The sequence below is a fragment of the Halosimplex amylolyticum genome (assembly GCF_051414035.1).
Lineage (GTDB): Archaea > Halobacteriota > Halobacteria > Halobacteriales > Haloarculaceae > Halosimplex > Halosimplex amylolyticum.
In genome coordinates this window covers 51,930-73,609 of the sequence record NZ_JBLKNW010000008.1, presented here as the reverse complement: position 1 = coordinate 73,609, position 21,680 = coordinate 51,930, and the positions used below count along the sequence as shown (strand labels likewise).

The window sequence follows — 21,680 nt, the reverse complement described above, 5'->3', positions numbered from 1 at the left end:
TCTCCCTCCAGTGGGTCCCCTCGGTGCGGATCGGATCCCGCTATCGTGTGACATGGATAAGCAGGTTCGTTTCGGGAGTATAAAAACACCGATCCCTCTCCGAAGAGACGAGAATCCCTGCAATCGGTGTCTTAATCTCGCAAATGGTGTCCCGACCCCAAAATAGCAAATTAAAATATATTATTGCATGATCATGAGTGTTATTGGACTTCACGGAGCCGGCCGGAGGAATTGAGTTTTCCAGCTGGTCGATGTATATCGATTTCGTGAAGGACATCTATAGAATCTCACGGCAATAGAATTGTTATTTTAATCATTCAAACATTATAAACCTCCCCCCTTTCAGGTCCAAATTGTATTTCGGAGAACCATTCATTTTCTCCGGGTTCGATGACCATATACTGGCACACGCGACTACCCATCATTACTGATGGGTTCACTACCGACAGATAGTCCGGAACGAGTTGCCGAATCTCCACGGATGGTCAGGGAGAGTAGTTTCAGCCGGCCCGACCGTGTACGGGCGCCAGCTCCGGGAGCGGAGGTATAATCCCGGATGCCAGAGGACGAGGACGATATATTCTCTGACGAACGGGAGGAGATAGAACGGCCGATGAGCCGTCTGCTGGGCAAGTACGGGCGGCGGTATCCCGAGTCTGTGCTCGTCGCACTCGCCGCGAACACAGTCTCGCCGCTGCTCAATCTCGCGCCAGCGTGGCTGCTCGCGCTCGCGATCGACGGTCTGTTCACGGAAAGCAGACCGTACGAACTGCCGCTGATCTCCAACTCGATGCTCCCCGGGTCAGTCGAAGGGAAGATGTTACTTACTGTCGCCCTGTTCGTTTCGGTATACGCGCTGACGACGCTTCTCACCTGGCTGGGGAGCTGGGGCTGGGCGATGTTCGCGGAGAACGTCCAGCATGATCTCCGGACAGACGTGTACGACAAGATGCAGGGACTCGGAATGGAATTCTTCTCGGACAGACAGACCGGCGAATTGATGAGCGTCCTGTCGAGCGACGTGAACCGTCTCGAGGGGTTTCTGAACGGCTGGCTCGGCCAACTGCTGAACATCTTCGTGCAGGTCGTCGGGATCAGCGCGATCATGCTGACCCGGAACTGGCAACTCGCGCTCGTCGCCCTGCTCCCCGCGCCGCTACTCACTCTTGTGAGTTATTTCTTCGTCAAGAAAGTCCGGCCGATGTACCGGGAGGCGCGGGGGACGTTCGGCGACCTCGCGTCGCGGCTCGAGAACAATCTCAGCGGAATACAGGTCGTCAAATCGTTCACGAACGAACCGTTCGAATCCGGGCGCGTCGTCGATGCGTCCGAAGAGCACAAGCAGGCCCGGTGGGGTGCTCGGCGCTGGGGCATCCGCTTCGGTCCAATGCTCACGCTCATCAACGGACTCGGCTTCTCGCTCGTGTTCTTTGTCGGTGGCTGGTGGCTGCTGTTCGGCCCGCCGCTGGGGGTCTTCACTGGAACCGTTACGGTCGGGACAGTCGTCATGTTCTTGCAGTACACCCGCCAGATCCAGGGCCCGCTGACACAGGCTGGACAGCTCCTCAACAACTTCGAGCGAGTGAAGGCATCGGCCGAGCGGGTCTTCGTGCTATTCGATTATCCGGTCAGCATTCCCGAGTCCAGCGATGCAACCGAACTCGAAGCAGTGCGCGGGGAAGTCGAGTTCGACGACGTATCGTTCAGCTATCCAGACGGCGAAGAAGCGCTCACTGACGTCTCCTTTACCGCAGACTCGGGCGAAACTATCGGACTCGTCGGCCCGACTGGGTCCGGGAAATCGACGTCGATGAAGCTCTTACTCCGGTTCTACGACGTGTCAGAGGGTGCCGTCCGGATCGACGGTCACGACGTGCGCGACATGACGATCCGCAGTCTCCGCTCGTCGATTGGCTACGTCTCACAGGATCCGTTTCTCTTTACGGGCACGGTCCGTGAGAACATCGCCTACGGGCTCGACGCGTCAGATCGCGAGATCGAAGATGTCGCCAAACAGGCCAACGCTCACGGATTCATCACGGACCTTGAAGACGGGTACGACACGGAAGTCGGGCAGCGGGGAGACCGCCTGTCAGGCGGTCAGCGCCAACGGATCGCGATCGCTCGTGTCCTGCTTCGCGACCCCGAGATTCTCATTCTCGACGAGGCGACGAGCCACGTCGACAACGAGACCGAAGTGCTGATCCAGCAGTCCTTGGAGAAACTCACCGAGGACCGGACGACGTTCAGCATCGCCCACAGGCTTTCCACCGTTCGGGATGCCGACCGCATTCTGGTCCTCGAGGACGGCGAAATCGTTGAACGGGGAACGCACGACGAACTTCTAGAGCACCGCGGACTGTACGCGAACCTCTGGCGGGTGCAGGTCGGTGAGATTGAGTCGCTCCCCGACAGGTTCATCGAAGAGGCCGCAGCACGGGACCGGGCCTGAACCGCACCCTCGAGCTCTCGCTTCAGAAGACGTCTTCACTGGTCGTTCGCGTTGCGATAGCGACAGACGCCGATCATTGCTCCGCCGATGAGGAGTGCGATGACGATGATCCCGGTATCGAGCACTGCGATGACGTACGAACCAGTTCCCGATTCGAGCAGCGGCAGCGTGACGAGTAGGATGACGAGCATCGTCAACAACAGCGAACACGCCAGAACGAGATACTGTACGGAGCCACAGACGACGTTCCAGAACCGTCCGACGAATCCTTCGTCCATACCTTCTCTATCGGAAATGAACGGAAAAAGATACTGATACGTCGGTTCTGATGGCTTGTCTGGTGGTTGAGCCCAAATCTTTACTCGGGGCACCGGCACGACTACTGGTGTGGAATTCGGCGTTGTTAGCTGCGGATAGATAGCACAGATGATGCACTACTTTGTGACAATCCCGGAGGCGGAGATCGGTATCATCGCGGGTCCAACTGACGAGGTCTTGGCGGGGGTCGGCGAGCGACACTCGTCGATCGACGGTACAACGACAGCCAGGGCCTGATCGACGACGCGGGTGACGCCCTTGTCCATTTCGTCGAGTGGTTCCGTCGACAACCCGGAAACGACTGACCGATCTATCGCCGGACGGTAGCCGTGGGGGTTTCGAGTAGCGGCGATCGAGTGATATGGTCTCGACGCCGTCGCGTCCGGCCGACGCGCGACACGACTCCGTTATTCGCGCTGTCGCTTCCGAGAAAGAAATCTTTACTTGTCCTCCGTTTGTTGTCTCTTCAGTATGGATTACACAGTACTTGGTGACACCGGGACGACTGTGAGTGAGATCTGTCTCGGCTGTATGAGCTTCAGCGAGGACGGTGAGGGTTGGAACGTCGATCGGGAGACATCCACGGAAATCGTGGACCGAGCGATCGAACTGGGAGTGAACTTCTTCGATACGGCGAACGTGTACAACGCTGGCGAATCGGAGTCAGTCCTCGGCGACGCCCTCTCCGAGTACGACCGCGACGAGCAGGTCGTCGCCACCAAAGTCCGGTGGTCCGGCGCGAAGGAACACCGCAATGCTGTCGGCCTCTCCAGAAAGACCATCGAGCAGGAACTCCAGCACTCGCTGGAGCGGTTGGGCATGGACACTATCGACCTGTACCAGACCCACCGGTGGGACTACGACACGCCGGTCGAGACGACACTCCGGACGCTTGACGACGCCGTCAGACGCGGCCAGGTCCGGCACCTCGGGACATCTTCGATGTGGGCCTACCAGTTCGCCGAGGCTCTGCACACAAGCGACCGTCTCGGTCTCGAACGGTTCGAGACGATGCAAAACCACTATAATCTGGTTTATCGCGAGGAAGAGCGAGAGATGCTTCCGCTCTGTGACCAAGAAGAGGTTGCGGTCATTCCGTGGAGTCCCCTCGCCGGTGGGTATCTCACGCGGGCGGACGACGATGCAGACGCCACCACCCGCGGTGAGGACGCTGACTGGGAGGACCACCGGAGCGGTGGTGGCCGGGAGATCAACGAGCGGGTCGCTGAACTTGCCGAAGAAAAAGGCGTGGAGATGGCCCAGATCGCACTTTCGTGGCACTTGCACAAGGACTGGGTGACTGCCCCGATCGTGGGCGTCTCCAGTATCGAACACCTCGAATCGGCCGTCGAAGCCGTCGATATCTACCTCTCAGAATCTGACATCGAATATCTCGAGGAACCGTACGAGCCAAAGTCGATAATCGGCCACGAGTGACTGCGAGGGGCCCGTGGCTAGCGGCCCATCTGGGGTTTGTACGTTCCGGGTGATGGAATTCGACGGGGCTTCTTGCTTTCCGGAAAATCCGGAGACGTACGTAGATAGGTGTGATATATTCCATTACGACAAGTTATATATGGGTCGTACCCATCCACAGCGTCATGCAGGCTCCGGAAAGAGACGACGCTAGCCACGACTATTATGAAGCTGACTGGGAATCGCTCGCCCAGCACGACCCGACGCCACAGTGGTATCAGGACGCCGTCCTGGGATTCTACTTCCATTGGGGACCATACTCAGTCCCCGGGTTCACTGATGTCAGCTGTGCGGGATACTGGCAGATGTACCAGCCAGGAACTGATGCGTACGAACTAGTCGCTGAGGAGTACGGCGAGCCCGGCACGGAGTTCGGCTACAAAGACTTCGTCCCGCTGTGGGACGCCGAAAACTACGATCCGGAACGGTGGGCGGAGCTTTTCAAGACAGCCGGCGCGGACTTCGCCGGCCCGGGCGCCGAACACCACGACGGGTTCGCTCTGTGGGACACTGATTACAACGAGTGGAACTCCGTAGACAAGGGCCCGGGCATCGATATCGTTGGCACGCTGATCGACGCTATCCGTGAGCAAGGTCTACGCACCGCCATCGCCGTCCACAATTGGCGGACTTACATCACCTATGACACGGGGCGGCGGCTCTGTGCCGACGGCGTCGACGTCAATGACCCCGAGTACACCGGTCTATATGGTCCCATCCATGAACCCACCCACGACACGCCGACCCACAATGAATACCCGGGGGACGACTGGCCGTATTCGCACTGGGCGGAGCGCCAAAACAAGTGGGAGGAACTGGTCGACACCTACCAGTTCGACCTAGCGTGGTGGGAACACATGGACTCGGGCCAACCACCCGAGAACCTCAAACAGCAGATGCTCGCGTACTACTTCAACGCCGCAGAGGACTGGGACCGCGACGTCGTCGTCACTTCCAAGAAACTATTAGAAAATCGCCGTCAAGATCTCCCGCCCGCAATCTCTCCCATCAACCGCGAGATCGGCTCGCTCCCGGGACCGCGCCCGCAGAAGTGGCAGTCGGACTTCCCGCTGGGCGATTCCTGGGCGTACACGCCCGGTGTCGGGTGTAAGAGCATGGACGAACTCACGGACCTCATCGTCGACAACGTCAGCAAGAACGGGATGGTTTTCTTCAGCGTCGCGCCCAAGCCCGACGGGACACTCCCTGACGCTCAAGTCGAGGGACTCGAAAAGCTCGGCGAGTGGATGGATATCAACAAGCCTGGCCTCCACGGGACGGTCCCGGCGCCGTTCGACGTGACTGGCCCGGACGAGTGGCGCGACGGCTCGCTGCGCTTCCTTCGCAAGGACAAATACCTCTACGCGTTCGAACTCGACAGCGTCGAGGCGCCCATTGAGATCGAAGGGGCACGCCCGGTCAGCGACGCCGAAATCACGATGCTGGGCAGTGAGGACCCCCTCGAGTGGCACTTCAACGAGGACGACGGCGACGTAACGCTAGTCATCGAAGACCTGCCCGACCCGCTACCCTGTGACCACGCATGGGCCTTCCAGATCCCCCTCCTCGAAGCAAGCTGGTAATGCGAGAGCGAAGCTACGAAATCCGATTGTGAGGGCGTTGAAGGCCGATACCGTCCTGAACTCCGTCACGCGACCGGCCACGTGGTTCTTTCGTCGAGACCGTGCGTCCGCCTACTACCGGTATCACTCCGACGCCGAAGCCATATCACAGTTGCTTCCGCCCAGCAGAACGGACCAACAATTATCGGCAAGAAGCTAAGGTGTGTTCGATCCGCACCGGAAACACGCTAGATCGGTGAATAGGTTTTTGGTCCTGTGTATCACACCACACATTAATGAGTGATGCGGAAAGGAAGAGCGCACTCTTGGCAGATTCGCTCGAGCGGTACGTGCTGTCTCCGATAGAGACTGCAGAGGACATCGTCTCGGACGAATACGACGAGGTCGAGGCGGAGCGGCGGGCGTTCGAATGCTTCAAACAGCGGGTTGCGACGTTCGATACGACGGCCCACGGTGTGACCACACTGACGACGCGAACGCGGATTCGCGACGAGTGCTCCCGGGCGATCCAGCGCATTCGCAACGCGTTCCGCGAGACTGTGATGAATGTCGACCACTACGACGCTCTTTACGGGGAATCGCTCGACGAGCATTTCGCCGCGGAGCTATCGAACGAACTTGCTTCGGGACTTCAACAAGATGCGCACTCGGAGTTTACCTATCTGTACAAATCGGCGTTACTGACTGCTACGGGGCAAGCTATCACTCGGCGGGAAACGGTCGGAGATATCCTCAAAAATGAACACGATTCTCTCCAAGCCAGTCACGATGCCCTCCGTGCAGTGTTGAGCGACCTCAACGGGACGCACGTTCCAGCACGCTTCGGCACCGATTTCACTGCGACGCTCGATGAGGTGGCACGAACCCGCCAGCAGACTCTCTCTAGCCGACCGGAATCGCCACGTGCCGATGGACATGATTTCTGTCTCTATCTATACGGGAACCGCGATTGGACGTACCCGGTACTGACGGCCCTCACTCGACTTCGCGGGGCAGTTAACGGGGTCGTCACGTAGCGAGACTGACCAGGGCCTCTGATACAGTCGGTTGTCAGTCATCTCCAAATTTCGCTGGATAATCCCGTGAAATACCGGTAAAAAGTTACAACCGACCGTATAACGGGGCACCACGGCGTCGTATTTCAGGTCTATGGCATCGCATTAAACGGCTATTCCCGCTAGGAATCGAGCCCAAACGAGGCGACTGACCACTCGCTGGCCGGTGTGAACTCCGAGAGATCGATATTGATGGTTCGACCGTAGGCGCATCAGCGACGCTGTCGAGTCGCAGGTAGCCGTCATTGATGTCGAGTGTCGCGAACCCCCGCTCGTGACGACGATAGAGGTCGCGGTCGAGCGGCTGCTTGATGCAAATGATGTTATCTGTGAACGTATCGAGGGCGGGACGTCTGTTGAGTTCGATCCAGAGTCTTTTGAGGGCGTCTATCGAGCCCTCAGATTCCCGCCCGTCGTACAGGTGCACCTCATGGACGTGTTTCCCAACGACTCGATGAGCTGAAACTTCGGCGGCTTCCGGGCGATCTACTCCGCAGTCGGGGACCTCGGACCGACCTGCGTCGGCTTCGTCGCCATCCAGCAAGGGTACGAGACGGCGCACGCGGACTTAGTCCTCTGTCTAGTCGGTTGCCCGGTCTTGTTCATCCTGGAGCGACGATCGCTAGAGGGCCGCTGACTGACCCGGGGGCAGCCGGTGACCGTTCCGAAGTCCACTGACCACCGCGTCACGCCGGTCTCGTGTGCGGCGCGTTCGAACCGTTCGATCAGTTCGCGGCGCCAGTCGATGACTCGAACGGCGCCGCGTCGACGATCCCCGACCGCCGGACTACGAGCCGTCGATCGACAGCGACATCCTCGAACCGGCGTTCGGTGCCGTCGGGCCAGACGACCCGCACGTCGACCGTCGTGGCGTCCCCGACGCCGACGTGAACGACTCGCGTGTCCTGTGCCCTGAAGTCGGTACTCGACTGGACGCGCCGCCAGCGCGTCCAACTGGACCCGTTCACGTACACCGACGCACCGTAGGCCCAGGTTCCACGGTCGGTCTCGACGGCGATCTCGATCGCGTTCCCGTCGTCCGCGTCGTTGCGGTACAGACGAAAGGAAGACGTGGTCGTGACCAGCAGATCGAGGTCGCCGTCCCGGTCGTAGTCGAACTGGGCGACGCCCCGGCTGTTTGCTGGATCAAAGCCGTGGCGGAGCGAGGGGTGGCTCCTGAATGACCCGTTCTGGTTCTCCCACAGAGCGGGGGCGCTGTAGAACGGATGCACCCGGAGGCGGTTCTGCTCGGCGTCGGTCAAGGCGATGTCCCGCCCTTCAAACGTGAGATACCGGGTTGCGTGGACGATGTCCCGGTCTCCGTCGTTGTCTAGATCTGCGACGACCGTTCCCCAGCCGAAGCCGCCCGCCGCGACGCCGTACGCCTCGGCCCGTTCGACGAAGCGCCCGTCCCCGCGGTTGATGAGGAGGTTGTTACCACGCGCTTTGATTTTCAGCGCGGCGTTGATCTTCTGAGCGGCCCACTCGGGGTAGTAGATGTTGGTGGTGTAGACGTCGAGACGACCGTCCCCGTTGAGGTCAACCACCTCTGAGGACATGCCGTTGCGGTTAGTCCGCTCGGGGAGCAGCACCTCCTCGAAGGACCCGTTCCCGCGGTTCAGATAGACGATGTCGTGGTTGAAGTCGTTGGCGACGTGGATGTCAGGCCGACCGTCCTGATCGAGGTCGACGAACGACGTAGCCAGCGACCACCGGGTCGTGCTCACGCCCGCCCTGTCCACGCGCTCGAACCCATCGCAGGTCCCCCTGTACAGGTAGTTCGGGTCGCCGTTGTCGTCGTGGATCGGCGCCGAGTAGTTCCGGTTGCCCAGCGGCAGCCGTTCGCTCCAGTTGCCGTACTGGGCGACGTAGAGGTCGAGGCAGCCGTCGCCGTTGTAGTCGGCCACGGTCGCGCTGCTGGGCACCGCCATGGACCGCTCGAACTCGCCGGGGCGCTTGCGGAACGTGCCCTGGTCGTTCTCGAGCAACAGCGGTGGGCGCCCGTTCGTCAGGAGGATCAGGTCCTCCCATCCGTCGGCGTCGTAATCGACGAATACCGCCGTCTGGACCGTCCGGTCGAGTTCTGGTAGTGCCCCTGAGCGGGCGAACTCGCCGCCCGTGTTCTTGAAGAGGACGGGTTCGGCGCCGCCGACCGCCAGCACGTCAGACCAGCCGTCGTTGTCGTAGTCGGTCACGTACGCACCGGCGTTCGTTATCATCCCGTTGTGCTGGTCGACTTCGCCTCGATATCCGTACTCGAACCCCGAGGAGCCGGTAACGTTGCTGTACGCGAGCGACGGCTCCAACTCCGGCCCGCCCGCCTCACCCTGGGTCGTCCCCTGACCGGAGACAGCGTTCCCGCTCGCGGAGAGCGTATCGACGACGTCGTCTCCCCCGGCGGCTAGATAGAGGGCGCCGTACGTCGCGTACCCGACGACTAGAACGAGGACGACGACGACAGCCTCACGGGCGCCGGTCATGGCCTCACTCCACTGGTGTGGCCGGCAGGTCCCACCCTACTGCTGTTGACGATACGACGCCGATGTCGCGAGCCGCCGATCGCGAACGAACGGACGTTCACGGGTTGAACACCACCTGAGTTAGGGCGAGCAACGTGACGCCGACCGCCGCCAGCGGCAGCGACATCGGGTTGAACAGCCCCGGCACTGCGGCAGCGACCCCGTACGACACACGTCCGCCCCGCAAGGTGAGCCAGCCAGTACGTACCTGTACCAGCCCGATCACCACGACGAGGACACCGACGACCAACGCGGCGTCGGTCGCAAGGAACCCGATCAGCGCTCCGTGATGTAGCATCGCTGACTCGCTCATGTACAGCGGAAGCACCTGGTAGACCAGCGCGAGGAGCCCTCCGCCTGCGCCCCCGGCGAACAGCCCGAGGCCGGTGAGCACGGTCACCGCTCCCGTCGCGACCACGTGGACGGCGCCGAAGCGGAGACTCAACGACCCCGCCTCGCCGTTGAGCGCCCGGTCCCGGTGGATGACACTCATCGGCCACCGTTCGGGGTCGGGAGCGCCGATGCTGGTCGTGGCGGGACCAGGAACGTCGCCCGCGAGAGGACCTCCACGAACTGACGGATGCCGTCCTCCTCGGGAGGAACGTCGGCGTCCAGGTGCTCCCCGTTCATCGCCTTGCGCGTTTCCAGGAAGTCAGCCATATCACGCTGGACCGACAGGAAGTTCATCGACGGTCGGTCAAGGTCGATGGAGACCCCTTCGCTCCGGCGGAGGATGACCGGTTCGAATTCCTCGTCGCGCGCAGCGGCGACCTTCTGGGTGTGACCGACACGTCCGTACTCGCGGGCGTTCTCGGATGCGGCGTTCGCCATGTTCTCGGAGACCCGACTCGTCCCGGCGAGCAACTCGCCGACCTCGCCGACGTCGTCGACGGTGTGCTCGGGGCTGAACATCTTCTCGATCCGGGACTCGCGGTCGGCGTCGTACCACTCGCGCAGCCCCAGCCCCAGCCGGGAGACTTGCATCGTGGTTCCGTTGTCGAAGGGACCACCCCAGATGGCGACCCGGTCCTCCGAGGCCTGGTTGTCCCGGAAGCTCGACCTGAACCCCATCGCTGTCGGCGAGTTCTCGGAGACGCCGTCTACGTCGAGTTCCTCGGCCGGGCGGCCGACGCCCAGAAAACCCGTCCGGCGCTCGGCGAACTCGAAGACGCCGTCGAACGACGCTTCAACCGGGACGCCGTTCAGCGTATCGAACGTTCCGCGGAGCGCCTGCTCGGCGGCGAGCAGGACCTGAACACGATCGCTTGTCAGGAGGACCAGGGCGTCGTAAGACTCCGCGAGACTCGCCTCCTCGTCGAGTTCGTCGAGGACTGTCTCGGGCGGTGGCAGGTCGAGGTCGTCCGGAAGCGACGCGTCGAAGCGGTCGAAGTACGCCGGCGAGTATCCGATCAGCGAGAGCAGTCCCGTCGTCGCGGTCTGGTTGAACGTCTCACCCCCGCCCCACTGGTACGCCCGCTCCAGGGCCCGCAGTGCCGTGTCCACCTGCTGCCGTTCGGCGTCCGTCGGTGGGCCCTGACCCCGGTAGTTCAGGAACAACAGCAACTGGTGGTTCGGCACCTTCGGGTTGCCGTGCTGGCCCCGCGGGAGGTACTCGGTCCACTCGAACTGACGATCCGGGAGCGTCGACGGGTCCTCGGTGCCGCTCGGTGCGTCAACGCGGCCCTCCCGATCGACGCAAGCGGCGAGGGCGCTCGTCCCACCCATCGCGAGGGCAGCCTTCACGAACCCGCGACGCGAGAAGGTTTCGGGCCCCAGGTCGCCCATGTGGGGGCATGGCATAGCAGTTGGTATAGACTACAGAGGCAAAAGTGTATTGTCGCGGGAGAGGGTCGTGTTAAGTTAGAGAATGAGGCGTTCGATCTCTGAGTGCCCATGCTCGATCTCGAATGCTTCAGCGAGGCTATCACGTGGATAGATTTGTCGTTTGTGGCTCGCAAATGGACTCCGGAGTGGGCGATTCACCACGACGGATTCGCGCTGTGGGACTCGGAGTGACCGAGTGGAACGCCGAGATGGGCCCCAAAACGGGATGTCGTCGGCGAACTCGTCTAGACCGCCCACGACCGTGACATGAAGTTCATCGCCGCGTTCCACCACGGCTGAAACTGGTGGCACTATCCGTGTGACGACCGGTACGATACGATGGAGCCGGAGTACGCGGGCCTGTACGGTCCACCATATGAGGAGGGCGAACTGCCTGAACAGACGTACTTGGAGGACTGGCGTGACAAGATCTTCGAGGTCGTCGACGGGTACCGGTCGGACCTCATCTATTTCGACTTCGGAATCGGACTCCCAGCGTTGATCAAGCACGACGAGTACCGCCGCGAGGTCGTTGCGTACTACTACAAGTGGGTCGAGGAGCGGGGCAAAGAGGTCGGCGTCGCCCACGGCGGAACCTCCCGGTCGTTCTCTACGACATCCCGACGCTGACCGGCAAGCGACTCGACCGCGTGACGGTCGCAACGCTTGCCGACTGGGAAACCGTCGTCGGCATCCAGGACTCGGGTGACTACATCGCATACTTTGTACAGCTCCTCCGGAAGACTCCCGAGGAGTTCGCGATACTCCAAGTATCGACCGCCTACGCGCTGCAGTCCCTGGAGATGGGTGCCGACGGGTTCGTGCCGGGCGGTGCGAACGTCTTCCCCGAACTGCTGGCGACGGTGGCCGTGCCGAGTCGGTGTTCACCGGACCAGTCATGCGATTGGTGAAGGCTATCTCGGCAGATCCAGGAATTCCCGCCACGAAGTACCTCGCGTCGCTCGCGGGACGGGGGGTGGGGCTACTGATGGCTCTGCTACCGACGCTGACCGAAGACCAGCAGGTTGCGCTCGAAGCGTGTTCCGCATCTATCCACGAGGCCGCGCACCGGTAAGTGACGCCAGACCGTTCTTGGGCTCCGCGGTTCGGGAAGCGAGCCGAAATACTCCGTAGCGACATCGTGCTGGCCGTCTACGGCGACGCCATGTTGGCCGCCCACAGCGACACCGTGGTGACCGTCGACGGGGACACCGTCCTGACCGCCACATTAAAGTGCGGACTCGTACCTAATAACAGTAGAATATGTGTAGAGATGCCCTCTTTCAGGGGGTCACCACCGTCTCCGTCCGTGTCGTGCGCCGAGTATTGGACGCCCCGGGTGATAACAGATGAGCCTCGTCTCCGAGGAGGGCTCGATCCCGGAGGTCGACGACCCGATCCTCGAGATACGCGGCGCGAGCGTGACCTTCGACATGACCCGTGGAGAGTCCCGCGTGCTCGACGAGGTCAACCTCGACGTCGACCGACAGGAGATCCTCGGCGTCGTCGGGGAGTCCGGGAGCGGCAAGTCGATGTTCGCGTCCGCCATGCTCGACGCGGTCGTCGATCCCGGGCGCGTGAGCGGCGACGTCCAGTACTACCCGGCGGACGGCGAACCGAAGTCGATCCTCGAACTCCCCCAGGAGGAGCTCAAGTCGGTCCGCTGGGAGGAAATCTCGATGGTGTTCCAGGGCGCGATGTCGTCGTTCAACCCGACCATGACCATCCGTGGCCACTTCGTGGAGACGCTGAAGGCCCACGGATACGAGAAGGGCCCTGGGATGGAGCACGCCCGGTCGCTGCTGGAGGACCTCTATCTGGAACCGGACCGGGTTCTAGACTCGTATCCCCACGAGCTGTCGGGGGGGATGAGCCAGCGTGCGCTCATCGCGCTCTCGCTGCTGCTCGAACCGGAGGTGCTCATCATGGACGAGCCCACCGCGGCGCTGGACCTGCTGATGCAGCGCTCGATCCTCGGGCTGCTCGACGACCTCCAGGAGGCCTACGATCTCACGGTCGTGTTCATCACCCACGACCTGCCGCTGGTCGCGGGGCTGGCCGATCGCCTCGCCGTGATGTACGCCTTCGAGTTCGCGGAGATCGGGCCGGCAGACGAGATCGTCGACTACCCGACCCACCCCTACACCAGGTCGTTGCTCCGGGCGGTGCCGAACCTGGACGCTCCGCTCTCGGAGATGCGACCGATCGAGGGTTCGGCACCGGATCCAGTGGACGTCCCCAGTGGCTGCTCGTACCACCCCCGGTGCTCGCTTGCCACCGAGGAGTGTCGGGAGTACGACCCCGGCTACCACGACGTCTCCGCCGCACACAAAACGACCTGCTTCCACTGGGAGGAGGCCGAAGCGGAGATTCCCCTGGAGTTCGATCTCGACCCTAGCGAGGTCGAACGCTACGAGGGCAAGCAGTCGGACGCGCCGATCGTCTCGGCGCAGGATCTCTCGGTTCACTTCACGGAGGACAGCGGGTTCTTGAACCTCTTCGGCGAGCCGGACACGGTCCAGGCGGTCGACGGCGTCGACCTGGATATTTACGAGAACGACGTGGTCGCGCTTGTCGGCGAGTCCGGCTGCGGGAAGACGACCCTCGGCAAGACACTCATCGCGGCGCAGCGGCCAACCAGCGGGAGCGTCGAATACCGCGGCCAAGACGTTTGGGCGGCGAAGGACCGAGAGAGTGACGTCGAGATTCCGTACAAGTACATTCGTCCGGCCCTCCAGATGGTCCACCAGAACCCGGGGAGCTCGCTGAACTCAAACCGCACGGTCAAGGCCTCGCTGGTGCAACCACTAAAGAAGTGGCGACCGGACATGAACGCCGAGCAGCGGAGCGAGCACGTCCACAACCTGCTGGAACACGTCGGGATGACGCCGGCCGAGGACTACGCCGGGCGCTACCCCCACCAGCTCTCGGGCGGGGAGAAACAGCGCGTGGCGCTGATCCGGGCGCTGCTGTTGAACCCCGACCTCATCCTCGCGGACGAGGCCGTCTCGGCACTAGACGTCTCGCTACGCGTCGAGGTGATGGACCTAATGCTCGAACTGCAGGAAGTGTTTGGCACCTCCTACCTGTTCATCTCGCACAATCTCTCGAACGCCCGATACTTCGCCGGGAAGGCCGGGGGACGCATCGGCGTGATGTACCTCGGTGAGATCGTCGAAATCGCCCCCGCGGAGGAACTCATCCGGAATCCACAGCACCCATACACGAAGGTGCTGCTGTGGTCGACGGCCTCTCTCGACGAGGCCGGCGTCGTCGAGGAGCCCCCGATCCGCGGGATCGACATCCCAGATCCCGTCGACCCGCCGAGCGGCTGCCGGTTCCACACGCGTTGTCCCGAGGCCCGGGAGGTCTGCCGCGAACGGTCGCCGTCGCTGGACCTGGGCGAGGAGGACCACGGGACGGCATGCTTCCTCGAAGCGGACGAGGACCACCCCTACTGGAACAGCGAGAGCATCGTCGAAGCGGCCGACGAATCGGCCATCGACAGGCCGACGCCCGAGCAGCCCACGTCGGAGTAGCCGATCCGTCAATCGTCGGCTGATCGGGAACAGGAACGTTTTCGGTCTTTCGCCAGATCTCGGGAGTGACCACGTTCCAACCAGAGAAGGACCGCTAGTTCGACGGACGCTCCGCGCGACGGGTCAATCGTCGCTGGGCTGGGCGCCCTCCAGGGTCTCGCCGCTCTTGGTCTTGCCGTGCTTGGCGAGCAATTGCGGGTTGAAGAGGTGATCCGATGCCTGCGCGAGCAAGATGAGCGAGAACGAGAAGAGGATTATCACGACCATCGGCACGATGAACTCGTGGACGGAGTTCAGCCGCCAGATGGTGCCGCGACTCCACGCGCTGTTGAGCATCACGCCCCAGTTTGGCGCGCTCGAGGGGAGCAGCCCCAGGAAGTATAGCCCAACGGAGCTAAAGATGATCCCCCGGGCGGAGTTCATGAAGCTGACCATGACGAACGGCATCACCGTCGGGAGGATGTCCTGGCCGATGATCGTCGGGGTTGACAGGCCGTTCAGGCGAGAGGCCTCCACGTTGGCCTGCTCGCGGACTGAGAGGACCTCCGAGCGGAGTGAACGAGCGAGGCCGGCCCAGGCGTTGATCGAAAGGAGAATGCCGACGACGTACGGGCTCTTCGGCTCAACGATGGCCGCGACGACGATGATCAGCGGCAGGCCCGGAATCGTCATCATGATGTCCGAGAACGTCATCGTGACGCGGTCGATAGTGCCGCCGATGTAGCCGGAGGTCAGCCCGACAACGACCGCGACGCCGGTCGCGAACACCGAGCCGGCAAGGATCATCTTCAACATCGCCGGCGTGGCGTGGACCACCTTCGCGAACAGACTCCGCCCGGTGTAGTCGGTGCCGAACGGAACGGTCAATTTTTCGAACGGCAGCAGGAGTCGCTCGTACTCCCCGGAGCCTGGCTGCTCGATGAAGATTGGGCCGAAGACGCCCATCACGACGAAGATTCCCAAGAGGATCATGCCGACGCGGCCGCGCCAGTCGTTCCAGAGGATGCGGAACGGCGTGGCGATCCATGTGTCGAAGAACCGGTACAGCTGTTCGGTACGGGTCAGCTTCGTATCCGTCGTCGACCGGAAGATACTGTCCGCGTCGGAGTCGTCCTCGAGATCGGACGGGAGGGTCACTCCCTTGGCTCTGAGCTCGGCGTGATCGGTTTCGACCTCGCCACTCAGGGTTCGATTGACGGCCGTTGGGAGCCGCGAGAGTCCGTCCAGCACCGACCGGAGACTGACGTCGCCGCCGTAGGACTCCCGGGACTGCCCGCTCCCGATCCGCGGATCGATGTACGCGTAGGTGAGGTCGGCGAACAGCAGGGCGATGACAACGGCGGTCGTGATGAGAATGAACCCACCCATCATGAGTGGGTAGTCGCGGGCCTCCAGGGCCTGGACCAGGAAGTAGCCGAGACCCTGGTAGTTGAATAGCCGCTCGAGGATGACCGCCCCGCCGAACATCGTTCCGACGGAGATGACGAGCCCCGTGTACATCGGCAGGATCGCATTCCGGGCGACGTACCGGATCGCGATGCGATTGTTAGAGAGGCCGCGTAGCTGGGCGACGCGGATGTAGTCCTCCCCGAGGATGCTGATGCTGTTGCCCCGCATTCCGAGCGCGAATCCGCCAAACCCCGTGACGACCAGCGACAGGTACGGCAGGAACGCGTGGTAGAGGACACTCGTCAGGTACGGGACGTTGAACCCGACGGTCGTCGCCGGATCGACCCGGCCGCTGATGGGGAACCACCCCCACTGGTAGGCGAACACCAGCAGCGCCAGGACCGCGAACACGTAGTACGGGACCGAGGTGAGAAACATGATGACGCCGGTCAGCGAGAGGTCGAAACCACTCCCCTCGTACCAGGCCATCAACCCACCGGCGACGATGCCGATGACGAACATCGAGAGGATGGCCGTGCTCATCAGTAAGAACGTCCAGGGGAGCGCATCGACGAGGATTCCGGCGACGGGTTCCCGGTACCAGAGGGATTGCCCGAAGTCGCCGGTGAGAATCGAGGTCATGTAGTTGACGTACTGTTCGAGGATAGGTCGGTCAGGCTGGACGTTGGTGTAGGCTTCGACCTGGGCATGGAGCCGTTCCTCGTCCACCTCCCCTCCACTCTGGACCATATTCCGGCGGAGACGGGCACGGAGGAAGTCCATCGGCCCGCCGGGCATAAGACGGATGAGACCGAACGACAGCGTGATGACAGCAAAGACGGTGAGAACCGCCTGCCCGACACGGTACACGTGGTGTTTGTTTACCATCGTCTACCACGCGGTTTCGGAGCGAAGTAAATAAAGGTTTACAAGGTCGTTATTCCAGCTTCGCCTTCGGCCATCCGGCCTCAATGTGATCGAACGCGAGGTTCGCAAAGTCGTGCTCCGATCCTTCGGGAGGCCACTCCCAGTGATCCGTACTGAAGTGCTGATTGTCGATGCCCTGTCGAAGCGGAATCGCCGGGAGGAGCTGGTTGTGGATCCAGGCCAGTTCCTTCGTGAGCGTCTGAATCTCCTCGTCGTCGGAGGTCTGCTGGAGAGCGACGACGCGGTCAACGATGTCCTGTCGGGTCATCGTTTCCAGCGACCCGTCGGGGTTGCCCACCGGCATCGGGACCTCGACCTCGTCGGGCCAGTTCAGCCGCGGGCCGTAGTAACCATCGCCGACGTACGGCTCGAAGGGGTAGAACGGGTGCGGGTTGGCCGACCCGTCCGGCGTGCCGCCCCACAACCACGGTGTCGTACCACCGTCCTCTGGGACGCCGTTGGGGAAGAGCTGGCTCCAGAACTGGCCGGTCTGCTGGAGCTGGGCGTTGATGCCGAACTCCTTCAACTGATTGGCGATCCCCTCGATGAAGGGTCTCCACCCCCCTGGTGCCGGGATCGGCGGCTCCCACGGGTCGCCGTCCGGCGTCATGACTGTCCCGTCGTCCTTCGAGAACCCAGCCTCTCGGAGCAGTGACATGGCCTTCTCGTCGTCTTTCTCGTAGGCAGTGAAGGTGTCTTCGGGATTGTCGAACCAGTGGTTGGTCTGCTGGAGCGACAGGCCGTTCGGAATAGTCGGCATGGCCTGTTCGCGGAGATCCTCGGCTTTTCCCACCGGGACGCTGGCCGCAGCGACGGCCCAGTCGACGAAGATCGGTGCGAAATCTATTATGTGGGCGAACGCCTGCCGGACCTTGCGCTGGCCGAAGTACTCATGACTGAGATTGAACGCCCAGCCTTCGCCGAATGACCCTACCCGCGAGCGAACCTCCCAGTTGGCTTTCTCGGTCCAGCCGGAGATAGGCCAGGTCCGAGCCTTGAACTCGATGGTGTCGGACCGTACCGCGGAGTCGAGGTTCTCGAAGGCGATACCCCGGACGTCCCAGGCGGGGACGTTCACCGCGTCCGCGTTCCAGAAGTCCTCGTTCTTGACGAACCGCACCCGGTCGCTGCTCTTGCGGTCGAACTTGAAGGCGTTATTCCCGTATGGGTCCTCGATGGTTTCGCTCTGGATATCGCTGCGGACCTCTTTCTCCTCCTCTTCGTTCTGGGCCTCCTCGAAACGCGCCAGGTAATCGCTGTAGATATCGTGTTTGACCGTGATCCGGGAATTCAACAACTGGTTCTTGAAGATCGAGGGGTTGACCGGGGAATCCAGCGTCAATTCGACTGTCTTCTCCCCGGTCGCCTCGACCGACCCCGTGTACGCCCACACGTTGAAGTTGTCGCCGTACACATGCCGTTCGAGCTTCATCTCAGTCACGAAGTCCTGGGCGGTCACCGGGTCTCCGTTGTGCCAGTTCGCATCCTCTCGAATCGTTACCGTCACCGTCGTTCCCTCCTCCAAAGTCGAGGGAATCGACCATGACTCTGCCATCGCCGGGGCAAATCCGGACCGGACCGGCGTTGCGAGTCGGCCGAATAGCAGCGGGATGCCGAACGTTTGCCCGGGGACGAACTGATTGAACTGTTTGTTTGAGAACGAGGTGCCCCCGAGGTTGTCACCGGGGATGGTGAACTCGGGATCGAGGGGCTCGCCCGCCTGGGCTTGCGTATCCATATCGCCACCGTCGCCGCCATCGCCACCGTCACCGGTCATTGCTGTGTCCGTGGGGGTCGTGCCGCCGTCGCCGCTGTCGCTGGGGCAACCAGCGATGGCAGCTGCAGCACCGACTTGTCCGGTCAGTACGAGCCACTGTCTTCGGGATAAGCCGTTCTCTCGGGCCATACTTCACGGTATATCGTTCACCACTTATATTTAATGGCAGTGAGAGTGAAGATTATCAACGTTAGAGAGTCGCATTATGGAGTGTGGCGAACTTACGATCTGGTGGATTCAGCGGAGCTGCCGGCTGGAAATCAGTGCTGGAATCGTCTGGTTCGGTATTTGGACAGGCCGAACCAGGCTTCAATGAGTGACCGATTTCCCCATGGTTCCCATTCGGCGCCACAGTCGAGGAGTTCGAGCGGCCAATCGTACCAAGGGCCGCGACCGACTCGTACCAGCGGCCGACCGCGGCAGTGCGTTAGCACTTCCTTGAGAAACAGCAGTGTATCAAGGCTCGAGGCACGGGTCCCCGTCCAACGCGACACCTTCGGCGGAGCGTCCACGTGTACCGGGCTCCATCGAGGGCGAGCTCGATCCGGCCCTCGTCGGCGTCGCCCTTCAGCGACACTTGGTCGCTCCCGAGCGCCATACCGGTCGCCCGGAGGAGCGACGTCCGGTTGATCGTGTTGCGACCGACCAGTGCAGTCGCTCCCGGCTGCAGCGAGAGCTCTGCCCCGTTGATCCTGTCGACATTTCGAACGGAGATCCTGGCAGTTTGTTGTTCCCCCTTGGCAGCTTACATGGTACCAAATTCCGGTAACAGTGAATAAAACCCCGAGAAGACGTCAGTCCCTGCCGATATCGCGCTCGGTCTACGACCAGTGCTACGGAGGGAGGTCAGACGTCTCTTTTCGGTATATAAACATTTCCCCTACTAGCAAACCTTCTCGACCACGGGGTTGAGTATCGGTGAGTCGGCAACGTCCCCTTGCTTGCGCATCCCATTTTCCCTTTCAATTCCCTCGGCGTTGAGCCACTCGTTCAGTACCGTGGCTCGCCGCTGCCTGCCGTCAGCAACAACGCCGCCGTTCGAGAACGCGTCTACACCCAGCGGTGGATGGCTGAAACGTCGTATTCGTCGGTGAAGCGCTCGCTCGGCGACACCGTGCGAGCGCAGGCCTGGTATCGCCAGTTCCGAGAAATCATCTTGATGTTCGCCATTCACAACGTCGAGCAACTTTGTGAGCCACTTTGATCGCTCCGCCCTACCCCTATTCAACACAGCAGTGCGGTCAGGACTCGAGCCCAAGCGAACAGACTGACCATTCTTCAAGGGGAGTCAAGCAGGATAGATCGAAATCGATCTTCCGTCCGTAAGGTGCCTCAACAACGCTATCTAGCCGTAAATCTCCGTCGTCGATGTCGAGAGCCGTAAACCCCCTCTCGTGTCGGTGATAGAGGCCTCCGTGATTCTCGATGAGCTGATCCTCAAGGCGACTTGAAAGAATATCAGCGCCCCGAATATAGTGATGTCCGTTACGCTCGATGTGACTGAATCCCATTGTCGCCATTAATGCGAGGTCCTCTTCAAGGGACACGGGGCCGATTGTGGTCAGATCCTCCCCGGTGAGCAGGTATGGTCGGTTGTCGGTAGTACTCCGGTAGTCTACGAGACATGCGTTTACGAGCCCCTTGAAGACACCCTTGCAGCTTTTCACGCTCGTACCGTCGTAGCCGAGATCGAGTGCCGTCTTGAGCGAATCAACCTCGCCATCGGCCTCATCGACAATAATCGGTGGGCCGTCCCAATTACCGAGCATTTCGCCGGCCTCCACTGAAAGTGCGAGATCTCGATCGAGAGGTTGTTCAATACAAATAATATTATCGACGAATGTCTGGAGGGCAGGCTGAGCGGCCATCTGGCTCCAGAGTTCCTCAAGATCGCTGATTGCGTGGTACTGTTCGTTGGCATCGAGCGTGACACCGTAGTGGTCAAGGGTATCGTCGAGCACCCTGGCAATCTGCTCAAGACGGTTGAAGTCTGCATCCGGGTCGCCTCCAAGCTTGCACTTGACATACCGGACGCCGTCGACTCTGATGTACTCCTTAAGCGTCTCCGGCAATCCGTCATTAATCGGATCGACAATGTCGTTCTCAGTCAATGGATCTTCCATTCCGACTGTATGACGTACCGCGATCGAGCGTCTAGGGTTATCTGGGAGTACCTCCCTCAGTTCCATCCCCTCAGTCTCCGAGTATACACGTCCTGGCTTGATTCCCAGTTTGTTTTTTCGAACTGCCTTCGCGAAGGTTGTATTCTCGTGTCGACAAACGCCATCAATAACGGCACGCTCAACGAAAGTAACGCCGAAGTTAGCCAGTAGTGGGGGAATCCCCTCCCTCTCAGCCCACGTTGTCTGTTCGGCATGGACACGTCGCCAGAACGAGAAAGCAGTCTTCGTGCTGATCTCGCTTGCAGCCTCACACGCATGTTCGACTACCTTCAGGATATCCTCAATATCATCGGTAACCGATTTCTCTGGGTCTTTTCGGAACCATTTGGGCATTGCGTGGTCGGAAGCGATTCCAACCTCTTTGTTTCCATCAACTCTCACTGAGAGTTCGACGAAAATATGGGGAAGCGCTTGGATAGTCACTGATCCGAACGCGAAAGGCATTCGGGTCTGAACGTTCTTAACGGCGATTTGTGTGCTCTCGACAGAGAGGGTCATCTGACGTGACATAATCGCTCGGACCTGACTTCATTCTTCTGCTTGTCTAAAATCGGGTAAAATAGGACAATCGATACATCTCCACCACCTTGTGCTATTAATTCCTGATGGTTTGGGAGAAGAGGGCTTTACGAGTGACT

General features: G+C 61.1%; 15 protein-coding genes and 1 pseudogene. 9 read left to right on the top strand and 7 right to left on the bottom strand.

Annotated elements, in window-relative coordinates; translation table 11 throughout:
• The first annotated feature begins 556 nt into the window (after positions 1 to 556).
• Positions 557 to 2,452: an ABC transporter ATP-binding protein gene (locus ACMGFE_RS22460; RefSeq protein WP_436927517.1), complete on the top strand. Its 1,896-nt coding sequence runs from the start codon at positions 557 to 559 to the stop codon at positions 2,450 to 2,452.
• Positions 2,453 to 2,487: 35 nt separating this feature from the next.
• On the opposite strand, the gene ACMGFE_RS22455 is transcribed toward ACMGFE_RS22460, so the two are convergent.
• Complete coding sequence (locus ACMGFE_RS22455; RefSeq protein WP_436927516.1) at positions 2,488 to 2,730, bottom strand: hypothetical protein; 243 nt, start codon at positions 2,728 to 2,730, stop codon at positions 2,488 to 2,490.
• A 511-nt stretch (positions 2,731 to 3,241) separates the two neighbouring features.
• Between ACMGFE_RS22455 and ACMGFE_RS22450 the strand changes: the two genes are divergently transcribed.
• The 4 genes from ACMGFE_RS22450 to ACMGFE_RS22435 all read left to right on the top strand — a co-directional run bounded on the left by ACMGFE_RS22450 (position 3,242) and on the right by ACMGFE_RS22435 (position 7,347).
• Positions 3,242 to 4,207: an aldo/keto reductase gene (locus ACMGFE_RS22450; protein ID WP_436927515.1), complete on the top strand. Its 966-nt coding sequence runs from the start codon at positions 3,242 to 3,244 to the stop codon at positions 4,205 to 4,207.
• 164 nt (positions 4,208 to 4,371) lie between these two features.
• Positions 4,372 to 5,829, top strand: a complete 1,458-nt coding sequence (locus ACMGFE_RS22445) for an alpha-L-fucosidase (RefSeq protein WP_436927514.1) — start codon at positions 4,372 to 4,374, stop codon at positions 5,827 to 5,829.
• A 275-nt stretch (positions 5,830 to 6,104) separates the two neighbouring features.
• Positions 6,105 to 6,845, top strand: a complete 741-nt coding sequence (locus tag ACMGFE_RS22440; RefSeq protein ID WP_436927513.1) for a DUF7260 family protein — start codon at positions 6,105 to 6,107, stop codon at positions 6,843 to 6,845.
• Between the two features lie 313 nt (positions 6,846 to 7,158).
• Positions 7,159 to 7,347, top strand: a complete 189-nt coding sequence (locus ACMGFE_RS22435; protein WP_436927512.1) for a hypothetical protein — start codon at positions 7,159 to 7,161, stop codon at positions 7,345 to 7,347.
• A gap of 262 nt (positions 7,348 to 7,609) precedes the next feature.
• Here ACMGFE_RS22435 and ACMGFE_RS22430 read toward each other — a convergent pair whose 3' ends face one another.
• From ACMGFE_RS22430 to ACMGFE_RS22420, 3 genes are all read right to left on the bottom strand, one after another.
• Positions 7,610 to 9,364, bottom strand: coding sequence for a CRTAC1 family protein (locus ACMGFE_RS22430; RefSeq protein WP_436927511.1), 1,755 nt, complete (start codon positions 9,362 to 9,364; stop codon positions 7,610 to 7,612).
• 97 nt (positions 9,365 to 9,461) lie between these two features.
• Positions 9,462 to 9,896 carry a hypothetical protein gene (locus tag ACMGFE_RS22425; RefSeq protein ID WP_436927510.1) on the bottom strand — a complete coding sequence of 145 codons (435 nt, stop codon included), beginning with the start codon at positions 9,894 to 9,896 and terminating at the stop codon, positions 9,462 to 9,464.
• Positions 9,893 to 11,203, bottom strand: coding sequence for a DUF7405 family protein (locus tag ACMGFE_RS22420; protein WP_436927509.1), 1,311 nt, complete (start codon positions 11,201 to 11,203; stop codon positions 9,893 to 9,895). The genes ACMGFE_RS22425 and ACMGFE_RS22420 overlap by 4 nt, the downstream gene beginning before the upstream one ends.
• Before the next feature lie 363 nt (positions 11,204 to 11,566).
• On the opposite strand from ACMGFE_RS22420, the gene ACMGFE_RS22415 reads away from it, so the two are divergent.
• The 3 genes from ACMGFE_RS22415 to ACMGFE_RS22405 all read left to right on the top strand — a co-directional run bounded on the left by ACMGFE_RS22415 (position 11,567) and on the right by ACMGFE_RS22405 (position 14,766).
• The gene (locus ACMGFE_RS22415) at positions 11,567 to 11,857 is read left to right on the top strand and encodes an alpha-amylase family protein (RefSeq protein WP_436927508.1); all 291 of its coding nucleotides are present in this window, start codon (positions 11,567 to 11,569) and stop codon (positions 11,855 to 11,857) included.
• Positions 11,858 to 11,877: 20 nt separating this feature from the next.
• Complete coding sequence (locus tag ACMGFE_RS22410; protein WP_436927507.1) at positions 11,878 to 12,138, top strand: dihydrodipicolinate synthase family protein; 261 nt, start codon at positions 11,878 to 11,880, stop codon at positions 12,136 to 12,138.
• Between the two features lie 438 nt (positions 12,139 to 12,576).
• Complete coding sequence (locus ACMGFE_RS22405) at positions 12,577 to 14,766, top strand: ABC transporter ATP-binding protein (protein ID WP_436927506.1); 2,190 nt, start codon at positions 12,577 to 12,579, stop codon at positions 14,764 to 14,766.
• Positions 14,767 to 14,889: 123 nt separating this feature from the next.
• Here the strand turns inward: ACMGFE_RS22405 and ACMGFE_RS22400 are convergent, their stop codons facing one another.
• Positions 14,890 to 17,043 carry an ABC transporter permease subunit gene (locus tag ACMGFE_RS22400; RefSeq protein WP_436927505.1) on the bottom strand — a complete coding sequence of 718 codons (2,154 nt, stop codon included), beginning with the start codon at positions 17,041 to 17,043 and terminating at the stop codon, positions 14,890 to 14,892.
• 49 nt (positions 17,044 to 17,092) lie between these two features.
• A complete protein-coding gene (locus ACMGFE_RS22395; protein WP_436927504.1) occupies positions 17,093 to 18,988 on the bottom strand; it encodes an ABC transporter substrate-binding protein in 1,896 nt (631 codons plus the stop codon).
• 847 nt (positions 18,989 to 19,835) lie between these two features.
• On the opposite strand from ACMGFE_RS22395, the pseudogene ACMGFE_RS22390 reads away from it, so the two are divergent.
• Positions 19,836 to 20,063 (top strand): annotated as a pseudogene (locus ACMGFE_RS22390) (IS5/IS1182 family transposase); the annotation flags it as partial.
• A gap of 37 nt (positions 20,064 to 20,100) precedes the next feature.
• Here ACMGFE_RS22390 and ACMGFE_RS22385 read toward each other — a convergent pair.
• Positions 20,101 to 21,540, bottom strand: a complete 1,440-nt coding sequence (locus tag ACMGFE_RS22385) for an enolase-like domain-containing protein (RefSeq protein WP_436927503.1) — start codon at positions 21,538 to 21,540, stop codon at positions 20,101 to 20,103.
• Between the last annotated feature and the right edge of the window lie 140 nt (positions 21,541 to 21,680).